Here is a 25,616-nt window from a genome sequence, read left to right on the forward strand (position 1 = left end):
TAAAATAGGAGTTCCAATCCTGTAGGACTACGAGATTATAGAGAGAGGTAGAGAAATGGATGGCTGGAAATCGTAGGAAGAGAATCTCGCTTTCTGTACTGACCTGGGGGCTCGTGGTTACACTTTCGAGCGCTTGCTCGCTTCAAGCCAAGGATGCGGCAATTGTCGCCGAGAAACTGCAGACCGTGGAGGTGATCACGGTGCAGCCGGAGCCTGTTCTGGACCGGTACGCGCTTGCGGGCACTCTGCAATCGATGAAGGAAGCCGTCGTCTCCTTCGAGGTGGACGGCCGGGTGACTGAAACTTTCGTTCAAGTGGGAGATGTCATCAAGGCGGGTGCGGTGCTTGCGTCGCTGGACGCCACGAATTACAAGCTTCAGCTCGGTCGGGCGGAAGCGGCGATCGGGCAAGCCGAAGCGGCGGTCCGTCAGGCGGAGGCATCCGTCGCCGCGGCGGCGGTAGGCGTAGAAACGGCGCGGCAATCGAGGGATGTGTTGAGTAAAAACGGAGAGGCGCTTACCCAGGAAGCTTTTCGCAAGGCAACCTACGATTTGAACAAGGTGGAGACGAGTTATAAAGACGGAAGCGCTTCGGAGACAGATATGAACAACGCGCGATTAGCCTACAAACAAGCTGAGACCAACTATCTCAACGCGAAGGCTCAAAGCGATCAGTCGTCGTCAGGCGTCACGTCCGCAGAAGCGACGATGGCACAGGCTCGAGCGGGGCTCGAGCAAGCCAAAGCGGCTGGCCGGGAAGCGCTTGTAGGGCGGGATCAAGCGCAGATGGCCGTCGAGAAGTCTTCGCTCGCCTCGCCGATCAATGGCGTTGTGCTGGAGAAGTTCGTCTCGGCATGGCAGCTGACGGGCGGAGGCCAGCCGGCCTACCGGATCGGCGACATTACGCAGCTCAAAGTCGTGCTCCCCGTACCCGATCAAGAAATCCGCAAATGGAGCGTCGGACAAGAGGTGGCGCTAACGTTATACAAAGAGTCCCGGAACGGGACGGTCAAGAATGTATACCCGACGACGAACACAAGCTCCGGGTCGGTGAACGTCGAGGTGCTCGTGCCGAATCCGAAAGCGGATTGGCTGCCGGGACAAGTCGTGAAGGCGGCACGAACGTCAACCGGAGAAACGGGGATTCTCGTTCCTGTCGAGGCGGTCGTCAGTTCGGGCAGCGAGCCCTACGTTTTCAAGAAGGTGGACGGCAAAGCGGTGAAGACGAAAGTCACGCTCGGGGAGCTTACGAACAACCGGCTTCATCTGACATCGGGTCTTTCGCCGGGCGACCAAATCGTCACCAAGGGGGCGTACAAACTGTTTGATGGCGATTCGATCGCGACGTCAGAGGAGCGTGCCAAGTGATCGATTACGTCATCAAAAAACGGAAAATTACGCTGCTCTTCCTCCTGATGGCGCTGGTTGTCGGCTTTTTCGGATTCACCCAGCTGCCGCACCAGGAGATGCCGGACGTCGTCATCAAACAAGCGCTCGTGATGACGATTTATCCCGGGGCGACTCCGGAAAAGGTCGAGCAGACGGTTACAAAGGTTATCGAGCAGAAGATCAAGGAAATTCAAGGCATCAAAACGATCACCTCGACTTCGCATAACGGGTATTCCTCCATCCTGGTGCAGACGGACGACGACGCGGATGCAGCCAAGAAATGGGACGAGCTGCGCAAAAAGGTGCAGGACGCCCAGGCAGACTTGCCCAAAGACGCGAAGGCGCCGGTCGTCAACGACGATCTCGCCAAGTCGTTCATCGGGCAGTACGCGATTACAGCCGATCATGCCGGCGATCTGTATGGTTTGAACGATCTGATGGTAACGTGGAAGGATCAGCTCCGCACCGTGCCCGGTGTCGCGGGCGTTGACATCCGGGGGATACCGGAGCGGGAAGTCCGAGTCGAGGTGGATGCGCAGAAGCTTGGGCAGCTAGGCATTCCTTGGGAACAAGTGCTGAGCACGCTGCAAAGCTATAACGATCGTGTCCCTACAGGCAGTCTCGAATTCGGAAGCCGCGAATACATGCTGACGGTGCCTGAGGGGCAAGAAGCCGGGATCTTGAACCGGGTCGTCGTCACGCAAACGCAAACCGGGACGCCGGTTTATTTACGGGATATCGGGAGCGCGGCATTCACGTATAAAAAAACGGACTACTATGCGTACTACAACGGAAAACCGGCCATCACGATCAGCTTGAGCAGTGAGACGGGCAGCGACGTTCCTACTATGAACCGGCGCGTGGAGGAGGAGATGAAAAAGCTTGCTCCCAGCTTGCCCGGACATCTGAAGCTGGAATCGCTGTTCGCTCAAAACGATCGGGTCGACGAGCTGTTTGCCGAGCTGTCCAAGGAACTGCTGATCGCTATAGCGGCGGTTATCCTCATCTGTACACTCGGACTGAATCTGCTGACTTCGGCGACCGTGGCGCTTGCGATCCCGTTTTCCATCGGACTCGGGTTCATCTTTTTGCCGACTCTCGGCATCACCTTGAATCAAATTTCCATTGTCGGCCTCATTATTGTACTCGGACTGCTGGTCGACGACGCCGTCGTAGTCAATGACAACATCGAGCGACGAATGTTTGCGCTGGGCGAAAGTCCGGCCGTTGCCGCCGTCAAAGGGACCAAAGAAGTATCCATCTCGATTCTTACCGCGACCCTCGCGACGATTGCCGCGTTCGCGCCGCTGTTGTTTTTGCAGGGCGACATCGGTGCCTTCATCAAGCCGATTCCGACCGTCGTTTCGCTGACGATGCTGGCGTCCATGGTCATGTCGCTTACGATCATACCGATCTTCCGAGGCTGGTACGACGCTAAGCGTCAGAAAGCGGGACAGTATAAGAGTAAACCTGCCGGTTTTCTGGGAAAGCAGTTCCATGCGGTAACGAACATTTATGCAGGACGGTGGATGGTAAAGGTACTGGAACGGCCGCTCTTTACGGGTCTGGCCGGTCTGCTCATCGGCACGGCGGCATACTCGCTGGCCTTGTTTACGCCAATCGAGCTGTTCCCGGATTCGGAGCGGCCGGAAGCGACGATCAACATCCGGATGCCGGCGGGAACCTCTGTTGTCGAGACCGACCGGGTCGTCCGCGAAATTGCCGATTGGGTCATGTCGCAGCCGGAAACTCAGCGAATGGCGTACGCATCCGGCGGAGGCGCCCCGACGTTGTTCAGCGACATCGCCTCCGGGGCTCCGCCGGCCAGTCCGACGACCGCCCAGCTCCAGATTATAGGGGTCAAAGGCAAATTCGACCGCGAAAAGACGGTGGAGGCTTGGCAATCGCATCTGAATGCGGCTTACCCGGGTGCGAATCTAAGTATTCATGTTCCGCAGCTCGGTATTCCGGTCGGCTCACCGGTATCGATCCGTTTGACCGGTCAGAACTTGAGTGAGCTTCAATCAATGGCCGACGAAGTGAAGGTTGCGGTCGCCGGCGTCAAAGGCACGGTTAACGTGATGGATGACATGGGGATCGAGCGATACAACCTGACCTTTCAGCCGAATCAAGAAGCTATGGATCGGTACATGGTCAGTTATAACGATTTGACACGAACACTGCTGCTGGTCGGTCAAGGATTAACCGTCAGCCAATTCGATACCGGTCGAGAGCTTGTGGACATCAACTTGTATATGTCTAAGAACGAAGCCGAGCCGAATGTATTGTATCAGCAATTGCAGGTAACGAATGCCCAAGGTCGTCAAATTCCTTTGTCGCAGCTGACGACAATGGTGCCCGGATTTTCGATACCGCAGATCAACCGGTATAATCTGGAGCGTACCGTTACGGTTACCGCCGACGTGTCCGGCCGAACCGCGACCGAAGTGATGGCCGAGGTGCAGAAGAAGCTCGCGGATATGACGTTCCCGGACGGATACGAATGGAATATCGGAGGGGAAACGTCCGAGCAAGCGGATATTTTCGCAAGTCTCGGCAAGCTTTCGGTGATCGTGGCGTTCCTGATCCTGCTTCTTATGACCATGCAGTTTTATTCGCTCTCGCTGCCTGTGCTCATCATGACGACCGTATACTTGGCCGCGGCCGGAGGAATCCTCGGTATTTTCTTGACGGGAATGCCGATCGGGTTCATGAGCATTATGGGTATCATCTCCTTGGCGGGCGTTGTCGTGCGGAACGGGATCGTTCTTATCGAGTTTATCGAGGAAGCGCGCCGCCATGGCATGGAGCTGAAGGAGGCCGTCCTGCAGGCCGCGTCCGCTCGGTTCCGTCCGATCATATTGACATCGCTCACGGCAATCGTTGGTATGGTTCCAATCGCGACGCTCGGGGACATTTTGTTCCGGCCGCTCGCCATGACGATTATTTTCGGGCTGGTTTTCTCCACGGTGTTGACGTTGTTCGTCGTGCCGTCCTTGTATATGGTACTCGCGAACTTCAAATTGAAACGTAAAGAGAAGAAAAATAAGTCGACACCTGTTGCGAATTCCTTCACGGCTAGTTCCGGCAGTTAATATTGAAGCAGCCTTCCTTCTAGTGCTGCAAATCGATAGAAGAACCTCGTGTTCCGCCTGATGGTGGAATTCGGGGTTCTTGTCGGTCTGTCAGGCGTTCAACTGCGTCATCTTCCACAAATTAGGGCCTAGGCAGGATGCGAGATTATCCGATATTCGTTATAGATTAATAGAAAGAGTATATAGAAATCGGTAACAAGTCGGAGGAGGAATCGTACATGAGAATGCCGGATGAGGCAGATTTGGCCTTTTTGTTCGAAGGAGACCGCGAAGGATTAAACCGTTTTATCGAGAAGCATACGGAGCGCTTGAAGCGGGGCGAGCTGAACGACATTCGAAGCATGGCGGAGGAGTATACGATTGAGGAACAAATCCCGATCGTATTCGCTTTTGTTTTTGCAGCGACTGTAGACTGGAGAGAGTATGACGAGGACATTGTCCGTTTGTTCGGCAAACGGCTGCCGGACGAACAGGTCGAAGTCGAAACGATCGAGGAGGGGCTGCTCGTTACGTATAACGGGACACCCCACACGGTAAAGCTTACGTTCTCCGGCAAAGACCGCTACATCACGATCCGATCGTTTAACGAAATGGTCAAACCGAACTATGAATTCCGCTTATTCGAAGGCTCCTACCTATCGGATACGCACGATTTTTTGGGGCTGAGGACGGACACCTGGGAGGCGCTTGAGAAACGGTATCCCGCCAAAGTCGCGAAGCTTTTCCGTGTAGTGGACGCGGAACTTGATTTTCCTTAATTCGCCGATAAGTTCCGTCAGTACCATACGCCTCCTCCTTTTTATCCTCTATTCACCATTTAATGGTAGAATGGATAGGAGATCATGCTTTAGAGGAGGAGGGATGTACATGTGGGCCAGATGGGTGCGTTATCAGAAAGATCGAATGTTCTGGGGCATTGTGGGCATTTTGATTGTCAACGTGATCGTGTTGGTGATTGTTGTGACTTCCAGCCTGCATCATTTGTTCCGGTATACGTATATGTCGGAAATCGATTATGAGCGGTTCCGGACGGCGGCAGAGCTTGCTGCGTTTTCCCCGGTCATTGTCAAAGTGACTGCAACCGCAGATGCGGTGCCTTACAACCCTCCGTATGAGCACTTTACGAAAACGAAAGTAACGATCGACGAGGTATTGCAGGATAAGAACGGATTGCTGCAGCCCGGCGGAACGATGACGGTGCTGGAACAATATTGGATCGAAGGGCGGGCGATGTTTCCGAAGCAAACGGTTTACAGGGGCAACTATTATTCGAAGCTGGTCCCGGGTGCATCCTATTTGCTCTATGTAGCGGAAGCGACGCGGCATGACAGCTACTGGACCGTAGCGTTCCATCAGGGCAAATTCAATCTCGATCGCAAAGACAAGCTGGAGCGGCGGATGGAGAAAAAGGATCCGCGTTACGGCGAATTGAAGCGGTCGGTGTTGGCGGCATATGCAGCCAGAACAACGGCTACCGACTCTCCGCTGCCCCAATAGCGCGAGCAGATCGGACAGGAGATCGGCTTCCCTTGCAGCACGGAGGCCGATCTTTCTTTTTCCCCTTTTTTGGAACAAATCGCAAGTTTGTTGCGTCAGTAATGCTGGACAACGAAAAGGGGGCGATCCGGATGCTCGACCATCTCCGGAGAACAGCGGCAATCGGTGTGCTGCTGCCGTTGCTGCTTGCCGGCTGCGGGGATGTTTTCTCGGACACGCAAAGCGGAGAAGGCGGAGAAAAGCCGGAAACAAGCTCATCGCATGCTCCGGTCTCCATGGGGAACATGAAAAGTGCCCCTCCGCCGGCAAGCGCTGAGCCGGAGCGGGATTACCATGAATTTCAGCGGCCGAGCGGGAAGTGGTTGACCGGACAGGGCATCGGCTGGACCGTGTCTGCAGGCGCGAAGAAGCCCGAGGACGAAGTCGGGATATTGCTCCGTCCTGCGGAGCCGGGCAAAGGGAAGCAGCTCCATTCACGCACGATCCGTTACAAGCTGACGGAACGCGACCGGCAAGGGGAGTTCGTCCGCACAGTGGCCGAGGAAACGGCCCGCTTCGATCCGGAGCTTGGCTACTCGGACTTTACCCGCAAGCTGCCGGACAAGGAAGGGACCTACTATTTCTTAACCGCAGAGATTATGAACGGAACCGAAGTGGAGGATACGGTATTGTCCGCTCTGGAAGTGCCCGTTCAGCGTGTCGAAGCGGTTTTGACGCTGGACCGAAACGTGTACGCACCGGATAGCGATCCGGTTGTTACGTTACATAATCAAGGACCGGCCACTCTGTTTTTCGGACTGGAGTATCGTCTGGAGCTCAAAGCAGCGAACGGGTGGGTGCCCGCGCCGTCCGGGAACAACATCGCGGTCGCCTCGATCGGCTACCAGCTTGCGGAAGGCGGAGAATGGGAGCAATCGATCCGCCTCGCGGGTATGCCGCCCGGTGATTACCGTTTCGGCAAATCGGTCGAAGGTGTCGGAACTTCGATCAAAAAAATGTTGTATGTTGAGTTTTCCGTGCAAAAGTAAATCCGTAATCGGTATGGGAACGAACGGATTTTATCGTGCATTTGCAAACATGCTCTAGCGCGCAGGCGCTAGTATTTTTTTTGCCTGAATGATTTTTAACAAAACTATTGACGGAAAGCCAATTGGCCTGTATTGTAAGGATTAACATATGATATGGTAAGACCATAAGATTCATATTGCAACCGTTGCTCCATAAACGTCCCGGTTCGCTCGGGGACGGGCACGCGATTCCGCCCAAACTCGCGATGTTTGCAGGGATCGCGCTTTCGCCGGTATATGCGAACGCTGAAGCCAATTAGTCTTAATCTGGTCAGGCCATAGTACATAATATAAACAAAGGGGGTGAACTGCAACTGTCGGTTCATGTTAAACTATGCACACCTGCAGCAGTCAGATTCCACAGAAACGGTAAGAGTGGTACGGGCAGGAACAGGGGTAGCTAAAAAAATAGGGGAGTGAGCTGCATGCGCTCAACAAAATGGTTGTCCATAGTTGCTCTCTGCACTTTTGTAACCGCTTGCGGAGATTCCGCAAGCAGTGGTCCGGATTCAGCTTCAAAAGATACGTCAACGCCCAAGCCGACCGAAGCGACAACGCCTGCAGCAGACATTAAGAAAATAACCGATACGCCGACCGATCTGTATATCGCCTATCCGGGCGCGGGTGAAAACGTCGATTTGTTCATGACAAGGTTTGGCGAGCAGATTAAGAAGAAGTTCCCGAACTACAATTTGAAGTATGTCCCGCGCCTGGCGGCTGAGGGAACGAACTATTACGCTTCGGCGCTCGGCTCCGGCACGCCGATCGATATTATGATCTCCTCGCTCGGCACGACGACCACCTATTTAACAAACCTGAAGCTGGAAAGCGATATAAGCGACTTGATCAAGAAGTACAATTATGACTTGACCCGTCTGGAGCCGTCTCTCATCGACGCGCAGCGCGCGCTGGCGAACGGAGGCATCTACGGCCTGCCCTGGACAGTCGGCAGCTTCATCTTTGTGTACAACAAAGACTTGTTCGACAAGTTCGGCGTGCCTTATCCGAAGGAGGGGCGAACTTGGGACGAAACGTATGATCTGGCGAAACGGCTAACCCGAAGCGATGGAGGCCAGCTGTATCAAGGATTTTCTATCCAGATCGAAAGCGCAATGGGCACGAATCAGCTGTCCGCTCCTTATTTCGATCCGAAAACGCATAAGTCGAAATTTTTGGAAGACAGCTTCCTCCGGGCATTCGAAAATATGGCCCGCTTCTACAAAATTCCGGGCAACGAGACGCCGGCATCCGGTGTCGTCAACGGCTTCCAGAAAGATAAAACGATCGCCATGTTTATGGGCACTAGCGGCCAGGTAAAGCCGACAGCGGAGCTCATTCCGAATTGGGATGCTGCGTCCGTTCCGGAGTTCCCGGATAAGAAAGGCGTAGGCTTCCAGTCGGCTCCGGAATATTTCTACATCACCAAAGCGGCCAAGTCGCGTGATGCAGCCTTCCAGGTGCTGAGCTTCATCGCTTCGGAAGAATACCAGGAGTGGATGGGAAGAACGACGGCGATCTTGCCTGTTATGAAAGACCCGTCGAAGATCATGCAAACGTACGGCGCCGAATTGCCGAACTTCAAAGGCAAAAATGTCGCAGCCCTGCTTCCGAAGACGTACGCGCCCCTCGCCGTTACCCCGTATTTGACGATCGGCAATGCGGAGATGGCAACTGTGCTCAAGGATTACTTGGGCGGCAGGGATCTCGTATCGTCGCTGCGCGAAGCAGCGGAGCGGGCGGATAAACGGGTAGCCGCCGAGCAGAACAAATAAGAAAACGATGCAACATATAGGGAGAGAAACCATATGAGAAAACAAGGCTTTTATCCGGCACTCGGAACGCCGCTTGATGATTCGGGCTATGTTATCGCGGAAAGCTTGCAGCGCCATGCCGAGGATCAACTGAAGGCAGGAGCCGCCGGCCTGCTCGTGATGGGCTCAATGGGTCAACAGCCGTATATTCGTGGCAGTGAGACGGGCAAGATCGCTAAAGTAGTCGTAGAAGCGGTGAGTGGAGCCTGCCCGGTATTCGTAGGCGTCATGGACAATTCGATTGAACGCGTGAAGGAGCGCATCGCCCTTCTCGGCGGCATCGCCATTGACGGAATTGTGGCTACGACGCCGTTTTATTACGCCGTGTCGCAGCCGGACATTTACCATTTCTTCGCTTCGCTGGCCAAGGCATCTCCGTATCCGGTCTATCTGTACGATCTGACCGTCGTTACGCAAAGCAAAATCACGGTGGAGACGGCGGCGCGGCTCATGACCGTGCCGAATATCGCCGGCATCAAGACGGGCGATCTGACGACTGCGCGCGTACTTTCCAGAATGAAATCGTCGGTTAATCCCGAGTTCAAGGTTTTGTACAGCGGACTCGACACCTTTGATGCGGCTTACGGCTACGGCATCGCGGAACAATTGGACGGCATGTTCAGCTGTACGGCCGCCATCACTTCGCGTTTGTACAAGGAACTGGCGGCAGGCGACAGTGTGGCCGCGGCGAAAAGCCTTGACGACATTTTGCTGCTGCGGGATACGTTCGTGGAAGTCGGCGTGTTCCCCGGATTTACGCATGCGATGAATTTGCTCGGTTTTGCCGGAACGTTCCATCCTGACTATATGCGGCCGATCGGGCCGGAAAGCCAGGTAAAGGTAAAGGCGTGCATGACGCATCTGGGGCTGCTGTGAGCAATTTTTCGCAAGGGTAATAGAAAGGAGAGCGCGCATATGCAGCTTATTCAGGGAAATGTCGTATTGGATTTGCGTCCCGGGCCGGGTAATCCGCGCAATAGCGAAGGAGCCTTTCTTGATCTGGCTGACGGCAGACTGCTGTTCGTATACAGCCGGTTTATCGGGGAATCGAGTGGTGACGCCGCGCTTGCCTGCCTGGTGAAGAGAACGTCGAACGACGAGGGCGAAACGTGGTCCAGTGACGAGATCGTCGCTCGGCCGGACGAACATGACGCCATGAACATTATGAGCGTATCGCTGCAGCGCATGCAAAACGGCGATATCGGGCTGTTTTATTTGATCCGCTTCGGCCTGCACGATACGCGTCTGCATCTGAGGCGGTCGACCGACGAAGGGAAAACATGGGGAGAGGCGATATGCTGCGTTCCCGGTCCCGGCTATTATGTGACCAATAACGACCGGGTCATCCGTCTTGCGAGCGGCCGTCTCGTGATTCCGGCAGCCTATCATAAAGTGCGCGGCGAAAGCAAAACGGATTTTCGTTCCTTTGACGGACGAGGCGTCGCCCACTTTTATTTGTCCGATGACGACGGAGCTACTTGGCGGGAGGCGCGAAACTTCTGTGTGCTGCCGTATTCGCGCACGAAAAGCGGCCTGCAGGAGCCGGGCGTGATCGAGCTGAGCGGCGGGCGCTTATGGGCATGGGCGAGAACCGACGTCGGCTGCCAGTATGGGATGATGTCGGCGGACGGCGGCGAGACGTGGAGCCCGGCCGAGCCTACGCCGTTTTCGTCGCCCAACTCGCCGCTCTCGATGAAGCGGATTCCCGCTACCGACTGGCTGCTAGCCGTCTGGAACCCGATTCCGGATTACCTGACCCGCGAGTATCCGAAAATTTCCGGCGGACGTACGCCGCTCGTCGGGGCGCTCAGCCATGACGAAGGCATGACGTGGACGAACCTGTTTGCGGTGGAACAGGAGGAGAACGGCGGATTTTGCTACACGGCGATCCATTTTACCAGCGATTCCGTGCTGCTGGCTTATTGCGCAGGGGAACTGGAAGACAAGTCGCGTCTCGCACGGCTAAAGGTACGCAAAATCCGGCTTTCCGAAATGATTCCGTCTTAAAAAATAGCGGGGTGGCCTATATGGCCGCCCCGTTTTGTGTAACAGTCGAACAGATCGGGCACTCCGTCCATCCGGATTATGTTGTACGAACTGCAAAAGTCGGGGCAATATGATGGCGACACCTTAAAAACAACAGAAAACTTGACAAAAAATGTAGAATTACGACGTTTACATGCGGATATTGCGCCTTGTAAAAAATTCCAAACATTCTTATAATGAGTACATGATACTCTTAATGATTAAGTAAATAAGAAGGTTCCGGAATGAGACGACGAGAAAGGATATGAAGCTGCATTCCATTCGAGGCGCTGCAGATGCATCGGATGGAAGCGATCCCGTCCATTGCCATATCGAATTATTTTAAAGATTAAGTCATTTCTTGGCGAATCGTGGATTTCCGTTTGTCCTTAATGGATGTGCGTTGTTTTGCAAATCAGCTTCCGCTGGTCCTTAGGAACTTCCTATCGGACAGCTGGGTATGCCCTTTCCCGCCAAACAGAGGCGTCAGGGGGAAGATCATTTTGTATCAGCTACCTCGGCTAATACCGAGAGGCTATAACCAACATAAGGAGGGCGGGTTCGGCTTCAATACAATCACCACTAAGAAGGTAAAAGAAAACGATTTGTAAGCGCATACAACGGGTCGAGTCACAACAAATTCAGTACCGGGGTGAACAAAATGAAAATGAATGTCAATGTAGTGGGCAAAGTTGCCGCGTTTGGATTAAGCGTTGCAATGCTGACATCATGTTCAAGCTCTGGAGATTCCAAATCCGATTCAGCTGCGCCAACCATCAATATCGGCTTTAAAGGAGTGAATACCGATACGGACAGAGCCAACAATCCGGTTCTGGCCGAATTGCAGAAAAAAACAAACACGGTCATTAAAGTGCAGGAAATGCCCGATGACGGTTATGTTCAAAAAATCACGTTGCAATTCAACAGCGGTACGGCGCCCGATGTCATTCATTCCAGCACGGATACGACGACCATCGGTCTGATTAACAATTTTGGCGCAAACGGGATGTTAAAGAAAATGAATGACCTGCTGCCCAAAATGCCGAATGTGCAAAAATTTTATGACAAAGAGATGCAGAGCAAATTTGTAAATTCGGACGGCAATTTATACATCCTGCCTACGCCTAGAGATGTTGGTTATGGTGCTGTATTTATTAGACAAGACTGGCTCGATAATTTAGGTTTAAAAACGCCGAAAACCTTCGATGAATACAAGGAAGTGTTAAGGCAATTTGCCACAAAGGACCCCGATAAGAACGGGAAAGACGGCGATACGTACGGCGTTGTATTCGATAAAGTAAACGGCCTGGAGCCGGCACTCGCGCCGTTCGGCGTTCCTAATGCGGATTGGATGAAAACGGCCGACAACAAGCTGGTATGGTCACAAATTACGCCCGAGTACAAAAAAGCGATAGGTTTTGCAAGAGAATTGGTTGCAGCCAAAATCGTCGATCCCGAATTCGTCACGTATCAAGCCAACAACGGTAAATCCCAGCTGATAAGAAGCAACAGAGCCGGTGTATATCAAGGCGTTTCGTCCGGCGCGGCAGCCGACCTGGCTGTGATCCAGGAAAAAACGCCTAATGCCAAAATCGTTGTGTTAGAGGTTCCGCCGGCGCCTGGAATTGCCAAAAGCGTATCCGGTTACGGGAACATTATAACCAAAAATAAAGACGGACTGCCTGTCGGTTTCTCGAGTATATGGGCCGTGAATTCAAAAGTAAAAGGCGATGTTTTGGACGGGATTGCCAGACTGTTTGACTTTACATCGGGCGACAAGCTAGTGACCGTCGGCGTAGAAGGCCAGGATCACACCAAATCCGGCAACGATTATAAATTATCGAAAGATTTAAAAGGACTAAGACAGGACGGCGCTTGGGATGTTTACAATATCGGCTACATGACCCAAAGAGAGTTCTGGAAAGACCTGTGGCCGGCAGAAACGGCCGCTAACATGGCCAATACAGGCTTGTCCACGCAGCCAAGACTCGTCTATTTCTCAACGCCTACAACAGATGCACAATTACCGCAAATTACAGCGAAAGCTACGGAACTGTTTACCCAAATCATTTCAGGCAAATTGGACTTGGATGCAGGCTGGGCGGAATGGGAGAAACAATTCAAATTGTTAAAAGGCGATGTTATGACGCAGGAAATCAACGATAGATATGCAAAAAATTCAAAATAATCTTGCTGGTTTTCAGGAACAAGTGCAAGGATTAGGGGATTCTCTTGTCCTTGCACTTGTTGATTCCTGGAAAAATTGTTTTAAAAAAGAGGTGATGCCGGGATGTTTGTACATAATATCAAGAAATTTTTCCCTTTATATTTGCTCTTGGTGCCAGGGATCGCATTTTATATCGTCTTTAAATATGTGCCTATTGTCGGTTATGTCATGGCTTTCCAAGATTTCAAAATAGGCAAAGGTTTATTTGGAAGTCCGTGGGTAGGCTTGGATAACTTCTATTATATGTTTCAGGACAATAACTTTTTGAACGCTTTAAGAAATACGGTCATCATCAGCGTGTATAAGCTTATTTTCGGCTTTGCCTGCCCGATTATTTTGGCCTTATTGTTAAACGAAGTCATAAGCAGCCGGTTTAAAAAAGTAGTCCAAACGATCTCTTACTTGCCTCACTTTATATCGTGGGTCATCATCGCCGGCATCCTGACAGGGATTCTTTCATCCAAAGGGATCATCAACTATGTGATCGTCGAGATTTTTCACCAGGATAAAATCGTTTTTTTGGCCGATCCGAGATTTTTTAGAAGCATCATGGTTATTACGGAAGTGTGGAAAAGCGTAGGCTGGGGTACCATTATTTATTTGGCCACCATCTCCGGAATCGATACCGAAATGTATGAAGCGGCCATTGTGGATGGATGCTCCAGATTTAAGCAGGCTATGCTGATCACGCTTCCTTCGATGATTCCAACGATTATTATTTTGCTGATTTTAAATTTGGGCGGTATTCTGAACGCCGGCTTTGAGCAAATTTACTTGTTCTATACGCCTCCCGTATATCCTGTTGCCGATATTCTCGATACGCTGGCTTTACGGATTGGGATACAAAATAACTTCAATTACGGCGTTGCAACCGCGATCACCATTTTCAAATCGTTTGTCGGTCTAATCCTGATCATTATCGTTAACAGAATAGTGAAATACGTAGACAAAGATCATGGCATATGGTAGGTGAATCCAAATGACCAGACGTTCAACGGGCGAGAAAATATTCGGTTATGTGAATGGGCTGTTTCTGATCGTATTCTGTATCACCATCCTGTATCCATTTGTTAACATTATCGCCATCTCCTTCAGCTCTACGGCTGCGGCCAACACAGGCTCCGTCACGATTTTCCCTATAGGTTTCAATATAGCGGCTTATAAATACTTGGCCAACTACAGTCAGCTCTTGAGCGGTCTTAATGTAACGTTGTTTGTAACGATTGTTGGCACTTTTTTGCAGCTGCTTTTTACAGTCGTTACCGCTTATCCGTTATCCAGAAGAAATTTGCCTTATCGAAAATTCATCAAATTTTTCATATTGCTTACGATGCTTTTTCCGCCGGGCATTGTGCAAACGTATATTTTGTTTATCAACTTAAACCTCATCGATTCGATCTGGGTATTAATTTTGCCGGGGCTTATTCATACGTTTAACGTCATCGTGATGATCAGCTTCTTCGAAACGATTCCGCAAGAACTGATCGAAGCTTCCAGAATCGACGGCTTATCGGAATTCAAAATCATTTTCAAAATCATATTCCCGCTATCGCTCGCAGCAATAAGCACAATCGGCTTGTTCTATGCCGTAGAAAACTGGAACGCCTGGTTCAACGGATCGATCTTTATAAACACAAGAGAGAAATGGCCGCTGCAGCTGGTTCTGAAAAATATTTTAAACACGACCATAACCGATAATAGCCTGGATACGGGTACGCTGCCGCCAGCCTATCAAGTGCAGATGGCCATGGTGTTTATTACAACCTTACCGATCCTGCTTATATATCCGTTTATCCAAAAATACTTTGTCAAAGGTGTCATGATTGGCGGTATTAAAGGGTGAGGTTTGAATCCGCTTGATCAGTTGCAGTGGGCGGCTCGCACTTTGAATCGGTTGCGACAGCTTGGAATGACGCTTGCGGGTGCGGCGCCCCTGTTCGCACGAAACGGGGGGACGTTATGATCGAAGTGAAAAACTTAACGAAACATTATGGAAAACACGTGGCGGTGGATCACATCCATTTTACGATCGCCGAGGGAGAAATCGTAGGCTTTCTAGGACCGAACGGAGCAGGCAAATCCACTACGATGAATATGATGACCGGATACATGGCTTCGACAGAAGGCGAGGTACTCGTCTCGGGACATTCGATTCTGGACGAGCCGGAAAAAGCGAAAGCGAAGATCGGATATTTGCCGGAACAACCGCCGCTATATGTGGATATGAAAGTGGATGAATATTTAAGCTTCGTGGCTGACATCAAAAAGGTGAAGTCAAACGAAAAAAAGGCGATGCTCGCTAACATCAAAGAAACCGTACGGATTCAGGAGGTATCCAACCGATTAATTAAAAATTTGTCCAAAGGATACAAGCAAAGAGTCGGCCTGGCGCAGGCTATGGTAGGCTTTCCGGAAGTCATTATTTTGGATGAGCCTACAGTTGGTTTAGATCCCAAGCAAATGATGGAAATGCGAGACGTTATTAAAACATTAGGCCATAAACATACCGTCCTCTTAAGCTCGCACATCCTTTCGGAGGTTAGCGCTGTTTGCGACAGGGTGATCATTATCCATAAAGGTAAACTTGTTGCCAGCGATACTCCTGACAACTTGTCCGCCGACCTGCTGCAAGGCTCGAAAATACAGTCTCGTCTTAAAGGTACGGAAGCGGAAATCATCCGCGCGGCTGCAAGTTTTCCAATAATCAAGCATGTACGTATAGTGGGCAGCAAAGAAAGCGGTACGATTGATGTTATTTTTGAGTGCGACGGCCACACGGATATTAGAGAAGCGGTGTTTAGCGCTATGTCCAGCCACCAAATACCGGTACTCATCCAACAACCTCTTAATCGTTCCTTGGAAGAGATTTTCTTGCAAGTAACAGGGGAAGGGAGTCACTATGACAAGCATCATTAAAAAAGAATTGAGAACCTACTTCACTTCCATGTCAGGGTATATCTTCCTGGCATTTTTAATATTTCTTTCCGCCGTCTATTTTGTGATTGGAAACATAAGCGCACAGTCGGCAGATTTTTCGGGCGTACTAACCGGTATCGCGGTTTATTATTTATTTCTCATTCCAATCTTAACGATGCGATTATTTGCGGAAGAGGCCAAATTAAAAACAGATCAATTGTTATACACATCGCCCATATCGATCACGGATATCACGTTAGGCAAATATATGGCCGCTTCGATCGTATTAGCCATAGGAACGGTACTGACGTTTATTTTTCCCATCCTATTATTGCTGTTCTCAGATGTTAACCTGCCTCTTGTCGCTGTCAGCTATTTGGGGTTTTTCTTGTTTGGCTTAAGCTTGATCAGTGTTGGTCTGTTCGTATCGTCTTTAACGGAAAACCAGATCATAGCTGCGATTATTACATTTGCCGCGGTATTTTTGTTTTTTATTATGGACAGTTTGGCCAAAGCATTGCCAGCAGATCCAATGAGCTCCGTATGTTTCCTGACAGCCATAATCGGTCTATTTGGCTACATCGTGTACGACAGTACGAAACATACAGCGGCCGCCGTTTGTATCACCTTGTTCCTTCTGGTGGTGGAAGTGGCTCTATATGTAACAAAGCCCATCTTATTTGAGGGGACGATTGCTTATGTTTTACAATGGTTTTCGGTTTTTAACCGGTTTACTCATTTTCAGCGCGGCATTTTAAATGTGGCTGACATTGTGTATAATCTCACCTTTTTCACTGCGTTCCTCTATATAACGATAAATGGAATCGAGAAGAGAAGGTGGAGGTGAAAAGGATGAATAAGGTAACCGAAACTTTCAAAAATCCAAAAGTAAAGTATGGAGCCTTCTCAACCTTAACGGCCATAGGCGTCATTGTGGTGTTGATCGTGGTCAACTTCATTTTCACCAGTTTGCATGTAAGTTACGATGTCAGCACGAACAAATCGTATTCCATATCGAAATATTCGATCGCGATTATTAAAAAAGTACAAGATCCCATAACCATATATGTGTGGGCAAAACCCGGAAGCGAATATCCAGAATTTAAAAATATGATCATGGATTATGCCCAATATAGCAGCCGGATTCAGGTAGAGGTCCGCGATCCGAATCTATACCCGCAGCTTGTCGAGCAATTCAAAACCGATCCGGCGTTATCCGTTTCAAGCAACAGCGTTGTTGTAGTGAATGGGAAAACAAACAAATTCAAATTCATAGATGCCGCGCAGCTGATTACGCTTGGATTTGATCCGCAAACGTACAAAGATTACGTGCAGTCGATCGATGTGGAGCCTCAAATTACGAATGCGATCGAATATGTTACAAGCGATAAAACCTATATCATTTATAGCATGACCGGTAATGGAGAGCTGGCGCTTCCGGAAAAACTCGTGAATGCGATTCAACTTGCCGGTTATGAGATGAGAGACTTGAATGTTCTGACTAAAGATATACCCCAAGATGCAAGCTTACTCTTTGCAACAACACCCGCCAAAGACTGGACGCCGGAGATGGCGAATAAAGTAAAAGCCTACTTGCAAAGCGGCGGGAGGGCATTTTTTGCACTGAATTATATGACTTCCGGATTTCCGAATGTAAGGTCGGTGTTGGACGCTTATGGAGTATCGCTAAATGATAAAGTGGTCATCGAAGCGGACATCGGTAAAGCGTTGCCCAATCAGCCTACCGTATTGCTGCCTAACATGGAAGCTAATGAAATTACGAAAAGTTTAACGGACAAACAGTACAACGTGCTGCTGCCGGTTGCAACGGATATTAAACCCAATAGTGTGAAGCGAAATTCACTAAAAGTGAGTCCGCTCTTAACGAGCTCAGCGAAATCTTACACCAAAAATAGTTCGGCTCAGCGTATTGAAAAAGCGGCTGGCGATGAGTCGGGGCCGTTTCAATTGGCCGTTATAATTTCGGATTATACGGATACGAAAACGGTTTACGAAACCAAATTAGTCGTTATGGGTACAGATGGGTTAATATCGCCTGAAGTGAATTCCGTATCCGGCGGAACGAATTATCAATTCATCGTGAATGCAGTAAACTGGACTCAAAACAAAGCAAGCGGCAGCTATATCCCTCCGAAAGCGCCTAATAGCTCTGTCCCGTTACAAGTAAGCGGCGGGCAAGCGGTGCTCATCACCGTAGTAACCGTGATTCTCATTCCTTTGGTCATCTTGCTCATCGGTATTGTCGTATGGACCAGAAGGAGAAACAGCTAATGAAAAAAAAGCTCGTTACTTTCATAACCGTCGGTTTTGTTCTGGCCGTTTTACTGCTGATTCAATATACGATTCAAAAGGAGTATAAACATGCGGGAACCGGGGCAATCGAATCAGCGGAAACAATAGAATCAACTCCTACAATTTCGGTGGCTGCAGCTAGAAGCGATGTGAAAAAAATCAAGATCGTGAACACAACCGGCACGGTAGAATTGCTCCCTGCCAATGTAACAGCTTCGGGCAACGTTACAAGCGATTGGGTGCTGGAAACAAAGCCGGAGTTTCCGGTGAACCAGAACGCAGTAAACCAAATGGCCGAAAGCGCTATTGGGACCAAGTTAAGATGGCTCGGTGAGCAGGCAACGGATATGGGGCCATTCGGGTTAGACGCTGCGAAAGCTGAGGTGGTCGTAACGCTCGCTAATGGCGAGAATCGTACTGTAAAAATAGGGAAGCCGACTCCGGACCAGACGAATTATTATGCTGCTTTCAACAATGAAAAAGGAATTTATCTCATGAATAGCGGTGATGCAAAACAGTTATTATTATCCACAAACGAGTTGTTCGATAGAAAAATTCCTGAGATCAATGTAAGAAGCTTAAAATCGGTTGAAGTCTTTAAATCGGGAAAGCTTATTTTAGATGTTCAAGCTAAAACCAATAAACAATCTGTGGTTGCTTCTTTGCCTGGCGCGCATCTCGTACCCGCTTCTGATTTAGTGATGAAGTATCCCGTGCCAAACCGGGATGTATATTTGGAGGATTTTGCAAGAAGCGTCTTTGGATTGCGCGACGGGGCTTTCAATGTAACTGGTGCAACGATCCAAATAGGATCTGTAGTTGAGGAAAAGCCGTTAGATTTGGGACGTTACGGGCTTACACCGCCCGCTGTAGAGCTTAAAATCCAGGATGATCAGAATAAATATGATCTTCTGTTGGGCGAAACTAGCGGTGATGAAGTGTATGCCAAATTTGCCGACAAGACCTATATATTTTCGATTAGCAAAGCAAGCATCCAATCCTTAATGACGTTTGAACCCACCAAGTTTATCGATCGCTTTTTGGCTTTAACCCATATAGTCGATTGCGATGAAATTGTAATAGACACTGCGTCCTCCAAATTTGATGTGAAAATTAACCACGTTCCTCTGGCGAGCGGGCAAGGGGCGGAGGAACAAAACGGAACAGTTAACGGCAAGGTTATCGGGGTCGATCCGCTAAGAAGGTTGTATCAGATGATCATCGGATTAAGCTTCGATGCCTTTATAGAGCCCGTAGACAAACCTGGCGATCTAGTCATTACGATCAGGTACACAACGAAACAGGGAGGGAAAACTGTAACTTTTTACTCCTACAACGATAACTTCTACTTAGTTCAAGTGGGGGATGAACCTGCTCATTACTTAATCAATGAACAAGCCATTGCTGAAGTTTTAACAGCTTGTAATGATATTATGGCGGATCGGTATTAAGCTTGACGGGTATTGAAGCGGCGATGGTGGGACACAAGACAGGCCGATCGAGTCCCTGTATGCTCAGATCGGTCGAAACATGGGAGTCAACCGCCTCGTCGTTTCATTTCATTTTGTATAGCAAAAAAATAATATACATTGGATAATGCATATGATATGCTAAATATTGCCAGATGATAGCTGCTAGGTTCAGCGAGAGCGAACGGACAGGCTGGCGAATCAAGATCGGCGGGGGGTGAGGCGTTCAAACGGAGGTGTTGCGCCGAACGAAAAGGGAATGCAGACAGTACCCGGATCGCTTGCGGACGAGAGGTGGCTTGCATCGCATCAATACATACAGGTATTAAACGTGTTGGAAGCTGTGGCGTTGTTACTGTCGATCCGGTGATTCCATGAGGAAGGAGATGAATTCGTACCAGACAACTGGAGACTTCGCGGCAAGAGAATCCGCTATCCGCAAGACCTGCTATTATGTGACCGCCAGAAACTCCCAGGATATTTGACGTAAATAGATGGTTTCCATCACTAATTCTAATTTACGGGGTAGGTGATTCCTTCATGATGTTAAAACGGCATGTTCGTGCTTGGATAGGGGCTGCTTTGCTCGGTTTGCTATTGAATGCGCTTTCCATTTCCTCGTTTGTGCTAGCCGACGTTTCTTCACCGGCTTTCGCCGCTTCGGCTCCTTTTGCCAGCTCCGTGAATCTGGTGGTCAACCCGGGATTTGAGCAGGTTTCCGGCGGCAAACCGGCCAATTGGGTGATGTTTAACACATCGACCTATCAATCGGTGACGAATATCGTGTACAGCGGGACTTCCAGTGTCAAACTGACCAACAATCTGGTCGGCAATGGGCTAAGAAGCTCGCCTATCGCCATCACGCCGGGAATTGGCTACAAGGCTTCCGTCTACTCGTATAACGAAAGCGGAAGCTCCCAGCTATATTTGGAATTTTGGGACCGCAATAACACCCGCATCGCGGTCAAAACGACCGGGCAATCGGTGGGCGGCGTATGGACTCGTATGGAGGCTTCCCTTGCCGCTCCTGCCGGGGCGGTGACCGCTACTGTATTGATGTACCAAAGTGCGTCCAATAAAGGCGTAGCGTATTTTGACGACGCTTCCCTTGTCATCGAGCCGACGACGGTACCGTTTACGGGCTTAACGGAGCTGTCGCGTTCGCCTGGTATTGAAACCGGTACGGCCGGCGAGGCGCTGCTGCTGAAAAACGTTCAGCCTGGGCAATTCGCCGAATATGAGCTTACCGTTGCCGGAACCGGATTTTTCAACGTTCAGCTAGTCGGCGCGACTTCTGCGGCCGGCGGTCGGGCGGAGGTGCTGCTGGACGGCGCAGCGCTGGGCACGATGGATTTTTACGGACCTGACGGGGGACGGACCGAGCTGGTTTCGTCAAAAATGCTTACGGCCGGCAAGCATGCTTTGAAGCTGCAAGCTGTGGATAAGCGGCCCGAATCGGCCGGATTTGATTTGCTCCCTCAGCAGGTAACTCTGTTTCTGGATGTGCTCGCAGAGAAGCTTCAGCAGGCGAACGCCGAGCTGGAACGCGGACAAACTCTGCTCGATGCGGCCAAGATAAAGCTTCTTCCCGGAGGCGCCGCCGCGGATGCCTACCTGCGCGGACAGGCGGCGGAGCTGGCGAATCAGCTCCAGTTGCTGCGCGATCGCGGTCGGCAGCCGATTCCCGATCTGACCGCCGCGAACAGCCTCATTGCGGAAGCCGGCAAGCTGAGCTGGACGATCAGACGGTTCGCGAACTTCGTCGATGTCCGGTACGCCCGGCCCGGGGACCGCTTCGGCCTGGCCACCGCGGACTCGATGGAGTTGGTGTATCCATTGGACTTGCCGTGCCAATGCGCGACTGGGCCGGCGAGCGTGTCGCTTGCCCAGGGCGAATACGAGAACATGCAGGCCGTAGTTTTACCGTACGGCGAAACGTTGACCGATGTCGCTGCACATGTTGCCGCCGTGGTAGGACCAAACGGTAAAGCCGTGCCCGAGTCGCTGCTCCGCGCATCCGTAGCGCCGCTCGGCTCGGTCAAGGTCACGGCGACCGGCCAGTATTCGATCCCGGCCACCGTGAACAGCCCGGGCAACTACTACGGCTGGACGCCGGACCCGATTCGCACGGATCTGTCCCGCATCAAGGTGCCCTCCGGCACGATGCAGCCTTATTGGATCGAGTTGTATGCGAGCCCGCAGATTGAACCGGGCGATTACAAGGTAACGGTAACTTTTCAGGCAGCGGGTTTACCGGTCGAATCGCTGGATGTAACGGTCAAAGTTTGGCCGATCAGGATTGCCGATCGTCCGCAGCTGGCCACATCCATGACGACGAACCCGGAAAGCATTTACTTGACTTATGGGGTTACGGACCCGGAAGCGAAGGAGCGGCTGAAAGACAGCTATTTCGATTTTCTGGAAACGTTCAAAATCGAGCCGGATTTGATTTACCGCAATACGCCGCCTACCGTGGCCGAGCTCAAAAAAATCGAAAGCAAATGGGGCCTGCACCAATTCAACGTGCTTTATATCGATCCGCGGGTCGGCTTCGATCTGAGCAAGCCGGAATCTTGGCAGCAGCGAATCGACTACTTGCTCGGGACGATCGGCGATGCAATGGCGGAATACGAGCAGGCCGGCTTGGCCGACAAAGCTTATATTTACGGCTTCGACGAGACTCGAACCGAATACAATGCACTTGTTAAAGAAATTCTTCGGCAAATCAAGGCCAGATTCCCGAACGTACCGGTCATGTCGACTTATCTGGACAGCACGCTCGGTGCGCAAAGCGGTCTGGCCGGCTTGATCGATATATGGGTACCGGGCGTGCAAGCGATTAACCATAACGCCCGGGCTACCGCTCAACAACGGGGCGATCAAGTGTACTGGTATTTGCATGCCAGCGTGAAATCGCCGAATCCGAACTGGTTCAACGGCTACTTGCCGAGCGATACCCGGGTTCTTCTGGGCCCGTTATCCCACAAGTTCAATCTGGACGGCTTCCTGTATTACAACATCAACCGCTGGATCGGAAGGAAGCCGATGAGCGACGGCATACTGAGCAATTGGGACCCGCGAACGTATACCAACGCTGACGGGGACGGATCGCTGTATTACCCGGGTCCGAACGGTCCGCTCGCCTCCCAGCGGCTGCAAAACTTCCGCGACGGCATGGAGGACTACAATTTGCTCGAAGTGCTGGGAGAACGCATCGACCAGGCGCAGCAGCGAGGGGATGCTGCGGAGCTGCTGACGGCGGCGCGCAAGCTGCTCGCAGCAGATTCGGTAGCGACGGATCAGGCGAATTTTACGAAAAACGCCGCGCTGTATCGTTTGTGGCGGGAGGACGTAGCCGCCATGATCATCCGTTTGTCGAATCCGGGTAGCGCCGCCGCCCCCGGCAAGCCGGTTTTGTCCGACGACAACGGGCAGGATACGGGATTATCGGACGGGCATTACAATATTCGGATGGATATGTGGTGGGGACCGAACGGCACTACGTATAAACTGTATGAAAACGGTCGGCCGATCGATACGCGAACGTTGACGGGCCATACGCCGGACGCCCAATCGACCGTAACGTCCGTCACGTATCGGGCAAACGGCGTGTACAAGTACTATGCCGAGCTATCGAATGCGTACGGTACCACGCGAAGCGACGTTCTGACCGTCACCGTCACGCAGGCGGCTCCCGGACAGCCGGTCCTGTCCCACAACAATTGGGACGGCGACGGCTCGTATCAGATCGAGATGAATATGTGGTGGGGGACGAATGGAAAGACATACCGGCTGTATGAGAACGGCGTGCTGATTGATTCGCAGCCGTTGACGGATCGAACGCCAGTCGCGCAGTCGGCTTCCACAGCCATACGCAACAAACCGCCCGGCATTTATGAATACCGGGCCGAGCTAACGAATTACGGGGGTGTGACTGCCAGCGCCACTATAACCGTACAGGTGAACAAGTAGAAGCATGTAAGGAAATAGTGGATCTTGTCCCTCGCTTGGGGCAAGATCCTATTTCTTTGCCGTATAAACTGTGTAAAACAGTTGAAATTTAAACAGCTTTACTTTATTATCATTATATAAAATGATAATGATTGGAGGTTTTAAAAATGTCTAAAAAAGCGGATCTGCTGCTTCATCCGATACGAATGCGGATTATACAACAATTATTGCTGGGCAAACCGTTGACAACCGCACAGCTCTTGGAAGAGCTTGGCGATGTTCCTCAAGCAACGCTGTATCGTCACATTAATCTTTTGATCGATGCGGATATGATCGAAGTAGTCGATACACACAAAGTGAAAGGAACGGAAGAACGGGTATTTTCGGTAAAGAAGGATCATATCCAAATTTCCGAAGAGGAAACCGAAGTAACCTCGCAAGAGGATCATTTGCGGCATTTTTCAGCATACCATGCTAATTTGCTTCAACTTGCGACTTCTTATATCACGCAAAATCCGCCCAATCAATACAAGGAAAATGGGTTCGGTTATTGGTTTGCGCCTATGCATCTGACAAATGATGAATTTCAGGAACTCATCGACTCTATTAATAAATATATGGAAAAAGCGATCAATAACGAACCGACACCCGAGCGCACTGCCCGTATTTTTGCAGGCATGTTTATTCCCCAGAAATCAAAAGAAAAATCAGAAGAATAAGGAGGAGAATCCCGATGCATTATGGTATTAACACGGACATAGGAGCACTTGGCGATTGGCTGCCTCTTCTTATTCCGCTTCTCGTATTGTATTTACTTTTAGTGGCAGTCGCTCTATGGGATTTATTGAAGCGAGACCTTACTGCAGATCACAAATGGATATGGGCTTCGATCATTGTTTTAGTCAGTTTTTTTGGTCCCATTTTGTATTTTAATATAGGGAAAAGAGGGCGCTGAACATGGCCATCATCCAGGTGAATCATCTGAAAAAAAGTTACGGAGACCGCGAAGTCATTAGTGACGTCAGCTTTCGAATTGAAGACGGAGAATGTGTCGCTCTGCTTGGTCCTAATGGAGCCGGCAAAACTACAATCATAAAAATGCTTTTAGACATTACCAAACCTACAGGGGGGCAAATTTTGTTTCAGGGAGAGCGACATGATCGAATGCGTCAGCATATCGGTTACTTGCCCCAGCATCCGACTTTTTATTCGTGGATGACGGGAAAGGAACTGCTCGAATATATGGGCGAACTCTCGGGAATCGATAAGAAACATTTAGAACAAAGAATGGACGAGTTGTTGGACCTGGTTGGATTAAGTAGAGAGAAGGATAAGCAGATCGGAACGTATTCGGGAGGGATGAAGCAAAGACTAGGTATAGCCCAGGCTCTTATTCATAGGCCTAAGCTGCTTATTATGGATGAACCCGTCTCCGCCATGGACCCGCTAGGTCGACGAAACATGATGGAACTGCTTAAAGTAATCAAACTAGAAACGACCATATTATTTTCCACGCATATTCTCCACGATGCGGAAGAACTTTGCGACAACATTCTTATATTAAATCAAGGCAAGTTGCTTGTTAACGATTCTATTGCTCAAGTGACGGTTCATCATCAACAGCCTGTTTTCATTATTCAGGCGCCTCGAGTCAAAGAATGGGTGCCGCTGCTGGCCAATAATCCTATCGTTGAATCCATTGATCAATCGGGTACTGCCGCAAAAATCCGTGTTACAAACATTGATCAGGGAAGAGACTGGCTGTTAGACCAAATAAACCAGATGCGACTGCCCGTTCAAAAATTCGAACTAGTGCAGGAGAGTCTAGAAGACATCTTCCTTAGGATGGTGAAGTAA

Annotated in this window: 19 protein-coding genes; all 19 read left to right on the forward strand. The window is 50.4% G+C overall.

Features of this window, described 5'->3' with window-relative positions; genetic code table 11:
* The first annotated feature begins 113 nt into the window (after window positions 1-113).
* The 19 genes from D7M11_RS13600 to D7M11_RS13690 all read left to right on the forward strand — a co-directional run bounded on the left by D7M11_RS13600 (window position 114) and on the right by D7M11_RS13690 (window position 25,616).
* The gene (locus D7M11_RS13600; RefSeq protein ID WP_193556186.1) at window positions 114-1,367 is read left to right on the forward strand and encodes an efflux RND transporter periplasmic adaptor subunit; all 1,254 of its coding nucleotides are present in this window, start codon (window positions 114-116) and stop codon (window positions 1,365-1,367) included.
* Entirely contained in the window at window positions 1,364-4,483 is a 3,120-nt protein-coding gene (locus D7M11_RS13605) for an efflux RND transporter permease subunit (RefSeq protein ID WP_120747766.1), read from the forward strand. The genes D7M11_RS13600 and D7M11_RS13605 overlap by 4 nt, the downstream gene beginning before the upstream one ends.
* 218 nt (window positions 4,484-4,701) lie before the next feature.
* Window positions 4,702-5,241, forward strand: a complete 540-nt coding sequence (locus tag D7M11_RS13610) for a hypothetical protein (RefSeq protein ID WP_120747767.1) — start codon at window positions 4,702-4,704, stop codon at window positions 5,239-5,241.
* A 109-nt stretch (window positions 5,242-5,350) separates the two neighbouring features.
* Window positions 5,351-5,980 (forward strand): hypothetical protein, encoded by a 630-nt coding sequence (locus D7M11_RS13615; protein WP_120747768.1) that lies wholly within the window; start codon window positions 5,351-5,353, stop codon window positions 5,978-5,980.
* Between the two features lie 101 nt (window positions 5,981-6,081).
* Window positions 6,082-7,008, forward strand: coding sequence for an immunoglobulin-like domain-containing protein (locus tag D7M11_RS13620; RefSeq protein ID WP_193556187.1), 927 nt, complete (start codon window positions 6,082-6,084; stop codon window positions 7,006-7,008).
* Between the two features lie 464 nt (window positions 7,009-7,472).
* On the forward strand, window positions 7,473-8,819 hold the full coding sequence (locus tag D7M11_RS13625) for an ABC transporter substrate-binding protein (protein ID WP_120747770.1): 1,347 nt from the start codon (window positions 7,473-7,475) through the stop codon (window positions 8,817-8,819).
* Window positions 8,820-8,852: 33 nt separating this feature from the next.
* Window positions 8,853-9,734, forward strand: coding sequence for a dihydrodipicolinate synthase family protein (locus D7M11_RS13630; RefSeq protein WP_120747771.1), 882 nt, complete (start codon window positions 8,853-8,855; stop codon window positions 9,732-9,734).
* A gap of 39 nt (window positions 9,735-9,773) precedes the next feature.
* Window positions 9,774-10,865 (forward strand): sialidase family protein, encoded by a 1,092-nt coding sequence (locus D7M11_RS13635; protein ID WP_120747772.1) that lies wholly within the window; start codon window positions 9,774-9,776, stop codon window positions 10,863-10,865.
* 679 nt (window positions 10,866-11,544) lie between these two features.
* Window positions 11,545-13,071, forward strand: a complete 1,527-nt coding sequence (locus D7M11_RS13640) for an extracellular solute-binding protein (RefSeq protein ID WP_120747773.1) — start codon at window positions 11,545-11,547, stop codon at window positions 13,069-13,071.
* Window positions 13,072-13,173: 102 nt separating this feature from the next.
* The gene (locus D7M11_RS13645; RefSeq protein ID WP_120747774.1) at window positions 13,174-14,079 is read left to right on the forward strand and encodes an ABC transporter permease; all 906 of its coding nucleotides are present in this window, start codon (window positions 13,174-13,176) and stop codon (window positions 14,077-14,079) included.
* Window positions 14,080-14,089: 10 nt separating this feature from the next.
* Window positions 14,090-14,953: a carbohydrate ABC transporter permease gene (locus tag D7M11_RS13650; RefSeq protein WP_120747775.1), complete on the forward strand. Its 864-nt coding sequence runs from the start codon at window positions 14,090-14,092 to the stop codon at window positions 14,951-14,953.
* 116 nt (window positions 14,954-15,069) lie between these two features.
* On the forward strand, window positions 15,070-16,026 hold the full coding sequence (locus D7M11_RS13655) for an ABC transporter ATP-binding protein (RefSeq protein ID WP_120747776.1): 957 nt from the start codon (window positions 15,070-15,072) through the stop codon (window positions 16,024-16,026).
* Window positions 16,010-16,873 carry an ABC-2 transporter permease gene (locus D7M11_RS13660; RefSeq protein WP_120747777.1) on the forward strand — a complete coding sequence of 288 codons (864 nt, stop codon included), beginning with the start codon at window positions 16,010-16,012 and terminating at the stop codon, window positions 16,871-16,873. The genes D7M11_RS13655 and D7M11_RS13660 overlap by 17 nt, the downstream gene beginning before the upstream one ends.
* Before the next feature lie 5 nt (window positions 16,874-16,878).
* Window positions 16,879-18,318 (forward strand): Gldg family protein, encoded by a 1,440-nt coding sequence (locus D7M11_RS13665; RefSeq protein ID WP_120747778.1) that lies wholly within the window; start codon window positions 16,879-16,881, stop codon window positions 18,316-18,318.
* Complete coding sequence (locus tag D7M11_RS13670; protein WP_158606589.1) at window positions 18,318-19,790, forward strand: DUF4340 domain-containing protein; 1,473 nt, start codon at window positions 18,318-18,320, stop codon at window positions 19,788-19,790. Before D7M11_RS13665 ends, D7M11_RS13670 begins: the two co-directional genes overlap by 1 nt.
* A gap of 558 nt (window positions 19,791-20,348) precedes the next feature.
* Window positions 20,349-23,780 (forward strand): glycoside hydrolase domain-containing protein, encoded by a 3,432-nt coding sequence (locus D7M11_RS13675; RefSeq protein ID WP_120747780.1) that lies wholly within the window; start codon window positions 20,349-20,351, stop codon window positions 23,778-23,780.
* 146 nt (window positions 23,781-23,926) lie between these two features.
* The gene (locus tag D7M11_RS13680) at window positions 23,927-24,478 is read left to right on the forward strand and encodes a helix-turn-helix domain-containing protein (protein ID WP_120747781.1); all 552 of its coding nucleotides are present in this window, start codon (window positions 23,927-23,929) and stop codon (window positions 24,476-24,478) included.
* 14 nt (window positions 24,479-24,492) lie between these two features.
* Window positions 24,493-24,714 (forward strand): PLD nuclease N-terminal domain-containing protein, encoded by a 222-nt coding sequence (locus tag D7M11_RS13685; RefSeq protein WP_120747782.1) that lies wholly within the window; start codon window positions 24,493-24,495, stop codon window positions 24,712-24,714.
* A 2-nt stretch (window positions 24,715-24,716) separates the two neighbouring features.
* The gene (locus D7M11_RS13690) at window positions 24,717-25,616 is read left to right on the forward strand and encodes an ABC transporter ATP-binding protein (RefSeq protein WP_120747783.1); all 900 of its coding nucleotides are present in this window, start codon (window positions 24,717-24,719) and stop codon (window positions 25,614-25,616) included.

The sequence above is a fragment of the Paenibacillus ginsengarvi genome (assembly GCF_003626695.1).
Classification (GTDB): domain Bacteria; phylum Bacillota; class Bacilli; order Paenibacillales; family NBRC-103111; genus Paenibacillus_AB; species Paenibacillus_AB ginsengarvi.